The sequence below is a fragment of the Chamaesiphon sp. OTE_20_metabat_361 genome (genome assembly GCF_031364565.1).
This window is the reverse complement of record NZ_JANLWO010000842.1, coordinates 1-12,686: the sequence shown is the minus strand read 5'-3', so window position 1 is coordinate 12,686 and position 12,686 is coordinate 1. Positions and strand designations below refer to the sequence as shown.

Annotated in this window: 9 protein-coding genes, 1 pseudogene and 1 CRISPR repeat array; of the genes and pseudogenes, 6 read left to right on the top strand and 4 right to left on the bottom strand. The window is 46.6% G+C overall.

The features are described 5' to 3' along the window. Positions 1–965: pseudogene (locus RMO35_RS23630) on the bottom strand (hypothetical protein); the annotation flags it as partial. A 292-nt stretch (positions 966–1,257) separates the two neighbouring features. Between RMO35_RS23630 and egtB the strand changes: the two are divergent. Continuing rightward, positions 1,258–2,577: an ergothioneine biosynthesis protein EgtB gene (gene egtB / locus RMO35_RS23625; RefSeq protein WP_309744931.1), complete on the top strand. Its 1,320-nt coding sequence runs from the start codon at positions 1,258–1,260 to the stop codon at positions 2,575–2,577. 86 nt (positions 2,578–2,663) lie between these two features. On the opposite strand, the gene RMO35_RS23620 is transcribed toward egtB, so the two are convergent. Beyond that, the gene (locus RMO35_RS23620; protein WP_309744929.1) at positions 2,664–2,918 is read right to left on the bottom strand and encodes a hypothetical protein; all 255 of its coding nucleotides are present in this window, start codon (positions 2,916–2,918) and stop codon (positions 2,664–2,666) included. A gap of 163 nt (positions 2,919–3,081) precedes the next feature. Between RMO35_RS23620 and RMO35_RS23615 the strand changes: the two genes are divergently transcribed. Next, complete coding sequence (locus RMO35_RS23615) at positions 3,082–3,555, top strand: hypothetical protein (RefSeq protein WP_309744927.1); 474 nt, start codon at positions 3,082–3,084, stop codon at positions 3,553–3,555. Here the strand turns inward: RMO35_RS23615 and miaA are convergent. Then, the gene (gene miaA / locus RMO35_RS23610) at positions 3,542–4,453 is read right to left on the bottom strand and encodes a tRNA (adenosine(37)-N6)-dimethylallyltransferase MiaA (RefSeq protein WP_309744925.1); all 912 of its coding nucleotides are present in this window, start codon (positions 4,451–4,453) and stop codon (positions 3,542–3,544) included. The two genes, RMO35_RS23615 and miaA, sit on opposite strands and share 14 nt — an antisense overlap. Before the next feature lie 231 nt (positions 4,454–4,684). On the opposite strand from miaA, the gene gyrB reads away from it, so the two are divergent. Both gyrB and RMO35_RS23600 read left to right on the top strand, forming a co-directional pair. Further along, on the top strand, positions 4,685–7,927 hold the full coding sequence (gyrB, locus tag RMO35_RS23605) for a DNA topoisomerase (ATP-hydrolyzing) subunit B (protein ID WP_309744923.1): 3,243 nt from the start codon (positions 4,685–4,687) through the stop codon (positions 7,925–7,927). Positions 7,928–8,119: 192 nt separating this feature from the next. Next, positions 8,120–10,150: an amylo-alpha-1,6-glucosidase gene (locus tag RMO35_RS23600; protein WP_396135720.1), complete on the top strand. Its 2,031-nt coding sequence runs from the start codon at positions 8,120–8,122 to the stop codon at positions 10,148–10,150. An 89-nt stretch (positions 10,151–10,239) separates the two neighbouring features. Here the strand turns inward: RMO35_RS23600 and RMO35_RS23595 are convergent, their stop codons facing one another. Beyond that, positions 10,240–10,470: a DUF1830 domain-containing protein gene (locus tag RMO35_RS23595; protein WP_309744919.1), complete on the bottom strand. Its 231-nt coding sequence runs from the start codon at positions 10,468–10,470 to the stop codon at positions 10,240–10,242. Between the two features lie 622 nt (positions 10,471–11,092). On the opposite strand from RMO35_RS23595, the gene RMO35_RS23590 reads away from it, so the two are divergent. Together RMO35_RS23590 and RMO35_RS23585 are read left to right on the top strand one after the other, a co-directional pair. After that, positions 11,093–11,347 carry a hypothetical protein gene (locus RMO35_RS23590; protein ID WP_309744918.1) on the top strand — a complete coding sequence of 85 codons (255 nt, stop codon included), beginning with the start codon at positions 11,093–11,095 and terminating at the stop codon, positions 11,345–11,347. Between the two features lie 194 nt (positions 11,348–11,541). Next, a complete protein-coding gene (locus RMO35_RS23585) occupies positions 11,542–12,036 on the top strand; it encodes a GNAT family N-acetyltransferase (RefSeq protein WP_396135719.1) in 495 nt (164 codons plus the stop codon). Between the two features lie 249 nt (positions 12,037–12,285). Beyond that, positions 12,286–12,686: a CRISPR direct-repeat array (repeat unit 30 nt; unit sequence AGCGAAATCGACCTTAAACCCTTTCAGGGA).

The following is a 12,686-nucleotide window of genomic DNA, read 5'->3' as shown; positions in this document are numbered from 1 at the left end:
TCGGCGGCGACGCTGGATTTGACACGGCTATTGCGGACGTTGAAATAATTGCTCAAGGGCGCACAGGCGTTGCCGATGCTGGCTGCTTGACCGGGACTCGCAACCGACTTATCGCCGCTGTTGTAACGGTTACAGATCGATTCTACAGACCAAGTTGCCGTAGTATAAATCCGCCCGCTGGCGGCGGCAAGTTTGCCCCGTGCTTCTTTTTGTTCTGAGGCAATTTCGCCCGCACTCAAGCCTAGATTTGCCAGCGCGGTATCGAGTGCCTGACGGCGAGCCGTTTCATTCGTCGCGCGCCACACTTGTCTGAGCAAGCGTTCCCGTTCTGGTTTAACTAAAATATCGCTCGCTTTTTCAAATTCAGTAGTCGTCGGTCGGCGCGGTTCGTAGAAATTGGGACGCGCTAAGACCGCTGTATTTTCGCGCGGTAAAAAGGCATTGACACCCAGTCCCAATGGGCCGCGACCGAGTTGACGTTCGCGATCGAGCGTACTGGCAGCCATGATGACGGATGTATCGTGTAAAATGAACCGAGTGTCAGTTACCGGGGTTACACTAGAGTTACTACTCAAATTGCGACTGCGAAGATAGGCGGCGATTTTATCTCGTTCGCTTGGTACCAGTGCGCGATTGGTATGATTGGTCGGTACCTGCGGCGGACTAGCTGTTGGGGGTAGGGTCGTCGGCGGGGGACTGCTGGGGGCTGTCGTACCGCTCGGGAGCGGACGCAGCGGCGGCGGCACGGGAATCGTGACTTGCGGTTCGCTGGCTGCTGGTGTTGAAGCTGGAGACGGTAGGGGTGTTGTCAATCCAGGCGAGGTGATTCTTTGAGCGATTCCCGTTCCAGGAAGCGGCGTCAACGTCGGTACGGGGAATGCTACCGATCGAGTATTGATGGAGATTGTGGCAATAATCGGTACCAAAAATAACCCCAAAAGTGTCACAATACGATTAGAAAACAAATTGAATTTAAGCATATAAGAGTTGACAGTTGGCAGCTTGTATTGATGACAGTCAAAGTAGCGATCGCTTGCAGTTAAGTTGTTCGATAGAATAATTACTTTTTCGGATAGCAATCGACTATCTTTGTGTAGCCCAGTCGCTTTTGCTGTCAGGGACGGCAGGCGATCGCGTTTAGTTCCAATTCTAGTTTTCTACAATATTTTTCAATCTATCTATGTCAAGATTTTTGTAAATATCGATCGATTCATTACCAACAAATTAATTATCGACACCAATCGTTGCTAAAAGGTTATGTTTTCTATCTCCTCCAATCAGTCCAAAATTCAACCGATCGATCCGCTGGCGATCGACAATAGCCCCGCTGCGATTCTCACCCGTCGATATCAACAAGTTCGCCAAATTAGCGAACGGATTTGCCAACCGCTAGCTATAGAGGATTATACAATCCAAAGTATGCCGGATGTGAGTCCGCCCAAGTGGCATTTAGCACATACGACCTGGTTCTTTGAAACCTTCTTACTATTACCATATTTACCGGGATATCAGGTTTTTCATCCCCAATTTGGTTATTTGTTCAATTCATACTATGAAGCTGTCGGCGCGCGCCATCCGCGCCACCTACGCGGGATGCTTTCACGTCCGACTGTCGCTGAAGTTTATCGCTATCGCGAACGCGTCGATCGAGCCATGGTAGAGTTACTGGCAACAATTGCCGATCGTCCCAACTTAGCAGAACTAGTCACCCTCGGACTCCACCACGAGCAGCAACATCAAGAATTACTCTTGATGGATATCAAACATATTCTCGGTACCAATCCGCTACATCCGGTCTATCGTCAAAATTTACCCCCACATCCCACGCCGACAGAAATTCCCTTTGAGTGGTTGGCATATCCCGGCGGACTGTATAGTATCGGTCATCAAGGTGATGAATTTGCCTTTGATAATGAATCCCCCCGCCACAAAACATATCTGCAAGATTATAAATTAGCCAATCGGCTAGTTACAAATGGTGAATATTTAGAATTTATCCAAGCTGGTGGTTATCAAAAATCAAAATATTGGCTAGCAGAAGGCTGGATGACCGTTCAAACTCAGCAATGGCAAGCGCCATTATATTGGGAACTAGTCGTAAGCGGCATCGATAATTTCGAGCGTCGCCAGTGGTGGATAATGACCCTCGGTGGACTAAAAAAACTCGACCTCAATGAACCAGTTTGTCATGTAAGTTTTTATGAGGCTGATGCCTATGCGACGTGGAAAGGTCAGCGTTTACCCACCGAAGCAGAATGGGAAGTTGCGACAGTAAATATCCCTCAAGTTGGTAACTTTTTAGACAGCGATCTCTTACAGCCAACACCTGTAAATAATCCGCATCATCAGTTTTTTGGTGATGTCTGGGAATGGACGCAAAGTGCTTATTTGCCCTATCCTGGTTTCCAGATTGCCGAAGGTGCGATCGGTGAATATAATGGGAAGTTTATGTGCAATCAAATGGTCTTACGCGGCGGTGCGTGCGTTACTTCTGCCGATCATATTCGTTCCACTTATCGCAATTTCTTTCCACCTTCAGCACGGTGGCAATTTAGCGGGATTCGGTTGGCGAGTTAGCAGCTAGATCGATCTAAATCAGCGTGCAAACCTCTATTGATGTTCTACATCAATAGAGGTTCGCCATTCCCTTAAAACGTCGCTTATTAGCTCCCCGACCCGGTGATGTGTTGAATCAGGACATCGATCTTGCCATTGAGAGTAGCAATGTCCCCTTTGAGTCCGCTAATGTCAGCCTTGAGATCGGCTTTGACTTCAGCTACTTCGTCATAGAGGCGATCGAATTCGATATTAAGTTCGCCCCAAGTGACTTGGGTATCTTCTAAACGGTTGACTCGACGACCGATAGTTCGGAGTTGGCGATCTATCCTTCTATCGTTTGGTTCTTGAGATTGGGTCATAATAGTAATAGATGTTTTTTTTGATTTGTGGCTCACAAGCCACCGATATCCCCGTTAGTTGACGCTAGCGGGGATGTCTCTATTCTAGCTCTCAATTTGGATCTAAGAGCGCAAGATGTTTGATTCAGTTAAGATCGTAAAGAGCGTCAGTCAGAAATTAATCATGAATGAAAATTCACTCGATCGATCTCCCACCGAAAATCTCCTCGATCTCAACTTAGACAAAGATACGTGGATTTATACTTATGGCTCGTCTAAATTGCAACAGGTGAGAAGTTTTGGCTATGAATGTGAAGATCGATATCTCCAAGAACGTCTTAAATCTGAATATCCAGGCTATAGAATCAATCGTGCTTCTGTTGCCAAGAAACTAGATCTTCCACCATTGTATGCAATTAAAGAATCTTTGAAATGGAATGATGCTTATGTTGCCAAACAGTATTCTCAAGGAGAAGTAATTGCGATCGATCGTTATTTAGGTAAATATCAGATTATCAAAAAGACTGCCAAACCTTGGTACTTGACATATAATAATATTATCGCGATCGATGAAAACGATCCGAAGGAAGTAGCTTTTTATGCAATGCTGACAATTATCTTTTTCAGCCCAATTTTGGCAGTAATTATTTTAAAATAACTTCGCTGTTAAACTGCTGTACTCGCGCCCAAACTCGATCGAGTAAAATCGGATCGTTACTATCGAACCACTCAATTTCGGGAATCGACGCAAACCAAGTACGTTGGCGTTTGGCAAATTGACGCGTATGCACGATCGTCAGATCGATCGCGTCTGCTAAACTAATCTCACCCTGAATATACTGACGCATCTCCGCATATCCCAACGTATCCAACAACGGTAAATCCCACCCATATTTAGTCCCTAAATATTTTACCTCAGCCTCCCAACCCAAATCGATCATCTGTTGAGTGCGTTGCTCGATGCGTAGCGTCAAAACATCCAAACTTTCACAATCCAAGCCAATTTGGAGAATCGGATAACTCGGCGGATATTCTCCCTGCTGACTAGAAATCGTTTGTCCAGTGGCATAATAAACCTCCAACGCGCGAATCGTCCGAATCGCATCATTAGCATGAATTTTTAGCGTTGCCTCGCGATCGAGATGTTGCAAAATCTGGTAACATTGCCCCTGTCCCAGCGCGATTAATTGCGATCGCAAATCCATCTGTGGCGGTACGCGCGGAATTTTCATCCCCTTGACTACAGACTTAATATATAGTCCCGTACCCCCCACCAGCAGCGGTGTCATGCCCCGCGCCTGAAATTTTTCGATGAGTGCCTGCGCCTGTGTTTGATATTGGGCAGCCGTTACGGTACAATTAGGATCGTATGTACTAACCAAATGATGCGGTACCAAAGCCAGTTCGCTACTAGGTACCTTCGCCGTCGCGATATCGAATTCTCGATAGATCTGGCGCGAGTCTGCACTAATTATCTCAGCATCAAGCCGTTGGGCGATCGCGATCGCCAGTCCTGATTTTCCCGTGGCTGTGGCACCACAAATAACTATGAGCATGGAGGATGTATATCAGTTCGACAGGTTTGAAAGGACTCCATCACTTAGTATATAAAATTGCAGATAAATCGGTCGATCGAAAACAGCAGAATAAATATAGATCGTCTAGCTCTCAAAAATAATCCCAAAACTATCTAGATTCGTCTATAGCCTATTTGTGTTATAATTTTGGAGTGATTTCTCATCAGTAGAGCCAATAGCGGCTTGTGACTCATTATTGGAGTATCGTTTATGACCAGTGATTATGGTGACGACAACATTCGGGTACTGGAGGGACTAGAAGCAGTCCGCGTCCGACCGGGGATGTATATCGGTTCGACAGGTCCAAAAGGACTCCATCATTTAGTATATGAGGTTGCGGACAACTCGATCGATGAAGCACTAGCTGGTCATTGCAAAAATATCGATATTTCGATTAACGCCAATGGTTCGGTGACTGTCATCGATGACGGACGCGGGATTCCGGCTGGGATCAACCCGCAGACGGGTAAATCGACCATTGAGACAGTATTGACGGTTCTCCACGCTGGGGGGAAATTTGGGGATGGTGGTTATACCGTCTCTGGTGGTTTGCATGGAGTCGGGATTTCGGTCGTCAATGCGCTCTCGTCGCATGTAGAAGTAAAGGTATGGCGGAATCAAAAAATCCATACCCAGCGGTTTGAGAAGGGTTTTGCGGTATCTGGCTTAGAAGTAGTGCCGAGTCCAGAAAATCGCACGGGGACAACGGTAACTTTTCAACCAGATCCAGAAATATTCAAAGAATCGACCGAATTTGATTTTGCGACTTTAGCCAGCAGGTTCAAGGAGTTAGCCTATCTCAATGCGGGAATTCGGATTAGTTTTAGTGACTACCGATTGGAACTTTTGGGTACGGCAGAACCCAAGGTCGAGCATTATTATTACGAGGGTGGAATTCGGGAATATGTATCGTATCTAAATGAAAACAAACAACCGCTACATGAAGAAATAATTTACATCAGCCAAGAGCAAGATAAAGTTCAGGTAGAAGTCGCGCTTCAGTGGTGTATCGATGCTTATTCCGATAATATTTTGGGATTTGCTAACAATATTCGGACGATCGATGGTGGGACGCATTTAGATGGGTTGAAAGTGGTATTGACCCGTACCATGAACTCGATCGCGCGCAAACGGAATAAACTTAAAGAGGGTGATGCCAATTTAGGTGGTGAAAATATTCGCGAAGGTTTAACCGCGATCGTATCGGTTAAAGTTCCCAATCCTGAATTTGAAGGACAAACGAAAACTAAGCTCGGAAATACCGAAGTCCGGAAAATTGTCGATGCGATCGTTTCTGAAGCTCTGACAGAATATTTAGAGTTTCGTCCGAATATTGCCGATGCGATTTTAGATAAAGCAATTCAAGCTTTTAATGCCGCCGAAGCAGCCAGACGCGCCAAAGAATTAGTCCGTCGGAAATCGGTATTAGAATCGTCAACTTTGCCGGGTAAATTGGCAGATTGTAGCTCCAAAGATCCTAGCGAATCAGAGATTTTCATCGTTGAAGGAGATTCGGCAGGCGGTTGTTTTCGGGGCGATACACTCGTATCCTTAGCTGACGGACGCAATCTCAGCTTCAAGGATATCGTCAGCGAGCAGCAAGCTGGTAAAGAGCATTTCTGCTACACCATTCGTCAGAATGGTACGATCGGAATCGAGCGGATTTTGCATCCTCGGATTACCAAGCAGCAAGCTCAAGTCGTCAAGGTAACATTAGACAATGGCGAGCAAATCGTTTGTACGCCAGATCATCGGTTCATGTTGCGAGATGGTAGCTATAAACCAGCCGCCGAGCTGACATCTGCCGATTCATTGATGCCTTTGTATCGTAAACTTTCTAATAAGAAAGCACCAAACATCACCATTGATGGATATGAAATGGTTTGGAATCCTAAATCGGATTCTTGGTTGTTTACGCACATGTTGTCCGATTGGTACAACTGCTGGCAAGGAGTTTATCAGAAAACTGATGGCAGTCATCGCCATCATATTGACTTTAATAAGCTCAATAATAATCCAACCAACTTACAACGGATGAGTCCTGAATCACATCTTCAGATTCATCGACAGCATGTTGGCAAAACATTGCATCGTCCTGATGTAGTCGAAAAATGTCGCCAAATTCGTCAAAGTCCAGAATTCCGTCAAGCGATGAGCGAACGGATGACTCAACCAGCAACTCGTCAAATTTTATCAGATCAAGCCATTGCTCAATGGCAAAATCCTGAATATAAAGCTGAGATGGGTGCTAAGTGGCAGAATTTCTATGCGCTCATCCCTCAATATCGCCAAGAAAATGCGGCTCAACTCAATCTCGCTCAACAAAATTATTGGCAAGAAGAATCCAATCGTCAAAAACAATCCGAGCGTACCCGCAATTACTTTATCGAACATCCTGAAGTTCGCTTGGAGATGTCAGTTCAAGCACAGCAACAATGGAGCGATCCACAATTGCTAGATTGGAGAAAGCAGAAAACTCAACAGCAATGGACACCAGAATTTCGGGCAAAACGCAAAGCGGCATTGCATCAAACTTACTACCAAAAAACACTGAAAGTTCTCAAGGATATCGAGCAATCTCATGGCTCTATCGATCTGAATGCTTATTACCAATATCGCGTAGAAACTCGCGATAAATCTCTGCTGAAATTTGAAACATTTTGCGATCGATACTTTGATGGTTCGACAGAGTTAGCACTCGAAGCAGTCGCACAATATAATCATCGGATCGTGTCGGTAGAACCGATGGAAGAATGCTTTGATGTCTACGATATCGAAGTACCTCACACCCACAACTTTGCACTTGCTAGTGGCGTATTCGTTCATAATAGTGCCAAACAAGGACGGGACAGACGTTTTCAGGCAATCCTACCCCTGCGCGGTAAGATTTTAAACATTGAGAAAACTGATGATTCTAAGATTTACAAAAACACCGAAATTCAAGCTCTAATTACTGCGTTAGGATTGGGTGTCAAAGGTGAAGATTTTAAATCAGAACAACTGCGTTACCACCGAATTTGTTTGATGACAGATGCGGATGTAGATGGTGCCCACATTCGGACGCTGTTACTGACATTCTTCTATCGCTATCAACGCGCATTGATCGATGAAGGCTATGTGTATATTGCTTGCCCACCGCTCTATAAATTAGAACGCGGACGCAATCACTACTATTGCTATAGCGAACGCGAATTGCAACAGAAAATATCTGAATTTCCAGCCAATGCCAACTACACAATTCAGCGATTCAAAGGGTTGGGAGAAATGATGCCTCAACAGTTGTGGGAAACTACAATGGATCGGGCAACTCGGACGCTCAAACGAGTGGAGATTCAAGATGCTGCTGAAGCGGATCGGATCTTTACAATTCTGATGGGCGATCGTGTAGCACCGCGTCGTGAATTTATCGAAACTTATGGGCCGAAATTAGGTTTGATGGACTTAGATATTTAGTAAGTTCGGGTAGTGGAGCATTGCCAGTATTCATGACTTAGCGAGCGGGAGGATCTTAATTAGTTGAGATCCTCTTTTGTTTGTGCGCGTTGAAAACGCCGATCGAGTCGATAGCTAACGATCGCGACTAACTCCAGCAACAGCATTATCATAGTAATTAACAGCACACCAGCGGTGAGTAAAAATTGCAACATGCGGATCGAATTTGGGCGAGAAATTTGTGGCGAGCTAAGTAGTGCCCAAACACGCGAATGGTTAGTTACCAATGGGATTGGTGGTTATGCCTCCGGTACGGTGGCTGGATTGTTGTCCCGTCGCTATCATGGCTTACTCATTGCTGCATTGCAGCCCCCGCTAGGTCGTACCTTGCTGCTTGCCAAACTCGATGAGGTGGCAGTGTACGATCGAAATACCTACGCACTCCACACCAATCGCTGGGCAGATGGTAGCGTCGATCCGCATGGCTACCGCCAGATCGAATATTTTGAACTTGAAGGCACGATCCCAATGTGGCGGTTCGCGTGTGCGGATGCCCTGCTTGAAAAGCGGATCTGGATGCAGCAAGGAGCCAATACTACCTACGTCCGCTATACCCTAAGCCGCGCCACTCAACCGCTGAAGTTAACCCTCACCGCCTTGGTAAATTATCGCGACCATCATGGCGATACTCACAGCCATGAGCAAATGAATGTCTCACCAGTCGAGCGGGGTATTTGCGTGACGGCTGAGCCGAATGCGACGCCGCTATATTTATTGAGCGATGCCCTCCAAGAACCCTTGCGGGACGCCAGCGTCACCCCTGCCCATAACTGGTACTACAACTTCGATCTGGCGATCGAACGGGAGCGCGGCTTGACCGAGAGCGAAGACCACCTCCACGCCGCCACCTTTGAAGTTACCCTCAATCCGGGAGAATCGATCGTTTTCGTCGCTAGCACCACGCCACAGCCCAATCTAGACGGCTCAAAAGCACTCAAACTGCACCGCGAGCGCGAGCAAAAACTCCTCAACTTGTGGAAACACAATCGACCGGGAACGATCGCCCCCAACCAAAAATGGCCGGATTGGCTCGACAGACTAGTTTTAGCCGCCGACCAATTTATTGTCAATCGTCCGGTGCCCGACATCCCCGAGGGGAAAACCATCATCGCGGGTTATCCGTGGTTTAGCGACTGGGGACGCGATACGATGATTAGTCTGCCGGGATTGACGATCGCCACTGGACGCCTGGAAATTGCCCGCTCGATTCTGCTTACCTTTGCCAAATATGTCGTTCGCGGCACGATTCCCAATCGCTTTCCCGATGCGGGTGACGTGCCCGAATATAACACTGTCGATGCGACGCTGTGGTATTTTGAGGCGATTCGCAGTTACTATGACGCCACCGCCGACGATGAGTTATTGACCGAACTTTTTCCCGTCTTAGCCGATATTATCGATTGGCATTGTCGCGGTACTCGCTACAATATCCACCTCGACGCAGGTGACGGCTTGCTCTATGCCGGAGCCGCAGGTATGCAACTGACTTGGATGGATGCCAAAGTTGATGATTGGGTAGTCACGCCGCGTATTGGTAAACCGATCGAAATTAATGCTCTGTGGTACTGCGCCTTACGGACGATCGCCAAATTCGCGCGTCAACTGGGTAAACCTGCCCGCGAATATGAAGCGATCGCGGATCGAACTTTAGCTAAGTTCTCCCGCTTCTGGAACCCCACTACTGGCTATTGCTACGACTTACTCGACAGTCCCGCTGGCGATGATGCCGTCCTACGTCCCAATCAAATCTTTGCCGTCTCCTTACCGGGCAGAGGTGCCAAGGGTTATGCGCCACTAATGCCCCCACTTCAACAACGTGGCATTGTCGATGCTTGCGGACGCTCCTTGTTGACTTCCTATGGATTGCGATCGCTAGCGCCGCATCATCCCGATTATCAAGGATCTTACAGCGGCACCCAATTCCAGCGCGACGGAGCCTATCACCAGGGCACCACTTGGGGCTGGTTGCTGGGTGCGTTTGTTCTAGCACATTTACAGGTACACGGCGATCGCGCTCAGGCGAAACAGTATCTAGAACCGATCGCCCAGCACCTGCTAGCGCACGGTTTGGGCACCTGTAGCGAAATCTTCGATGGCGACCCGCCTATGACCGCACGGGGCTGTATCGCCCAAGCCTGGACGGTTGCCGCAGTCTTGCAAGCCTGGGTAGCAACAGAGCAATAGTGTAGCTATCCGCTGCGATACATTATCCCAACGTCTCATTGGCGAATGACAGCTCGATACCTTTTACCTTTTACCTCTTACCTCTTACCTCAAATTGGTATTGCATCCGAATCGATCGTCCTTAACTTCCAACAGGGAATATTGTCGGCAGATACTGAAGTAACATAGCCATCTTTAATCGTAACGTAGTCTTCTAATTGCGCTGGAAATTCGATCGCCATTCCCGGCAACAATAATCGTTCCAATGTATCGATACTATTGACAATAATAATCTGGAACTTATTAGTGGTATTTTGATAACGGCAAGATAAGGGAAGCATCAATCGATCGTCCATATATCAGTATAAATAAGTACATTAGGCAATTGTAAAGATCCTAATGGTATTCTTGAGTTTTGATTCAGACGGGATCTAAATATCCCTAATGATTAGGTTACTGGTTAGTCAATCTACTCGAATCCCCCAAAAGACAGACTTTAAAGAGCGATGATAAAACTGGGGATCGCGCACCGTTATTATACACTGACAGATTCTATTAACTTTAACGCTCGCCCGGTCGCTCTACAAACAGAATCTATATTAATTGAGAAAATGAGCGGATAGATGTTGGCTATTTCATCCACAAATTACCCATTGAGAGATCGAGCCAGTATTTGCAAGCGATCGAGATTTTGCTGGTAACTCGGACAGATCCGATCGAATCTTAGCAGGTGATAGATCTTGACTAGGCTCGATCGGCAGCAGTACTACATTAACATACTTCTATCGAGAGCAGTCGCGATCGATAAATTTGTAAGGAAAAATTTTTGGGACGTTGAAGTCGGTTGGCGATCGGTGTTAGGTTAAATCCAAGACCGATCGGGTTTAACCGCACGATTGTCAATATGTAATTTAGAGAATTTTCGATCGCGAGCGCACTAATATTATTGGGAGCATAAATCTGATGGCATCACCAACCCCACTGCACGGTACCGAATTAATCGATTGCGCCAATGCCAATGCCAAGGAAGGCATTCAAGCAGCCGCGAATCTCTGTGGCTATAGTGACGATATCGTCACGTTCGAGCGTGAATTACAAACAGCAGCCCATCAAATGGGCATCCAGCTTCATGGTTTTCAAGATCTGAAGAAGAAAGCCGAAGTCTCCACCCAGCCCCAAGGTGAAATCGTAGCACCAGATAGTGCTACAGAGCTGTAGGTAAGGGATAGGGGATAGGGGATAGTGAATAGTGGATAGAGAGTTTTAATACAAGTCTCCCAGTCCCCCAGTCCCCCCATGTCCCAGTCCCCCAATCGATCGCGAGCAACGGTGCTAAATTATTGACGATTGCTGAGTATCGATCGTTTATCCCGATCGGACTCGCGATTGCCGTCATGTCTAATGAATACAATATGATTCGCGATGCCACGATCGAAGATTTACCTGCAATTATTGAAATTTACAATACATCGATTCCCGGACGGATGGCGACAGCCGATTTGGAGCCAGTGACGGTTGCCAGCCGCATGGACTGGTTTACCGCTCACACGCCCGAGCGCCGTCCTTTGTGGGTAGTCGAAGTAGATGGTAAAATTAAAGCATGGTTTAGCTTTCGATCGTTTTATGGGCGCGATGCCTATCGGCATACGGTCGAGGTAAGCGTGTATGTCGCACCAGATTCTCACCACAAACATTTAGCCACGCAACTATTATCTAAAGCCCTAGCCAGTGCTGCCAGTCTAGATATCAAAACGCTAGTCGCATTTATTTTCGCGCACAATCAACCGAGTATCAATCTGTTCAAAAAATACGATTTTCAACAGTGGGGTTATCTACCTCAAATCGCCGAACTCAATGGGGTCGATCGCGATCTGGTAATATTGGGCAGACAAATAGGTCAGGCTTGATGCGCGGTGGGGTAGGTGTTGAAAATGTATTCGGATAAAATGTATCTGGAGGTCTTCCCTAGTCTGGGTTTTGAGCATTTCTACGAAATATTAATCCGCGCAAGTACTCAAAGTTCTGGTGGTTAAGGGTTTTGGACTCGATCGGGCAATTTGGTTTTCAGTTACTCGTTCGTTTGAGTGCTATGATTGATGAAGCTCGCGCACTTGCACTTTGAAAACCAAATATGGTAAGGCTTTTACCCTCCTGCCAGCGAAATCGACCTTAAACCCTTTCAGGGATTGAAACAAATCATCCGGCAAGCTATTCATTTGCACCTCTAAGCGAAATCGACCTTAAACCCTTTCAGGGATTGAAACACCCCCGCATCAGCCGCCGCACCTTGAATTGCCATTAGCGAGCGAAATCGACCTTAAACCCTTTCAGGGATTGAAACGGTTTTGGAGTAGGGAGGGTTGCAAAATGTTCTCGGTGCAGCGAAATCGACCTTAAACCCTTTCAGGGATTGAAACGAGATCGAGTAGATCCTGGAGGCGACAATTGAAAAAGCGAAATCGACCTTAAACCCTTTCAGGGATTGAAACAATTTTAGAGATAAAGTGGGTATATTAATAGTAGAGAAAGCGAAATCGACCTTAAACCCTTTCAGGGA

What these genes read in the sequence shown, in the direction of transcription:
- RMO35_RS23620 (WP_309744929.1), bottom strand. Translation starts at nt 2,918, where the DNA reads ATGACCCAATCTCAAGAACCAAACGATAGAAGGATAGATCGCCAACTC.
- gyrB (WP_309744923.1), top strand. Translation starts at nt 4,685, where the DNA reads ATGACCAGTGATTATGGTGACGACAACATTCGGGTACTGGAGGGACTA.
- RMO35_RS23585 (WP_396135719.1), top strand. Translation starts at nt 11,542, where the DNA reads ATGATTCGCGATGCCACGATCGAAGATTTACCTGCAATTATTGAAATT.
- miaA (WP_309744925.1), bottom strand. Translation starts at nt 4,453, where the DNA reads ATGCTCATAGTTATTTGTGGTGCCACAGCCACGGGAAAATCAGGACTG.
- RMO35_RS23615 (WP_309744927.1), top strand. Translation starts at nt 3,082, where the DNA reads ATGAATGAAAATTCACTCGATCGATCTCCCACCGAAAATCTCCTCGAT.
- RMO35_RS23600 (WP_396135720.1), top strand. Translation starts at nt 8,120, where the DNA reads ATGCGGATCGAATTTGGGCGAGAAATTTGTGGCGAGCTAAGTAGTGCC.
- RMO35_RS23590 (WP_309744918.1), top strand. Translation starts at nt 11,093, where the DNA reads ATGGCATCACCAACCCCACTGCACGGTACCGAATTAATCGATTGCGCC.
- egtB (WP_309744931.1), top strand. Translation starts at nt 1,258, where the DNA reads ATGTTTTCTATCTCCTCCAATCAGTCCAAAATTCAACCGATCGATCCG.
- RMO35_RS23595 (WP_309744919.1), bottom strand. Translation starts at nt 10,470, where the DNA reads ATGCTTCCCTTATCTTGCCGTTATCAAAATACCACTAATAAGTTCCAG.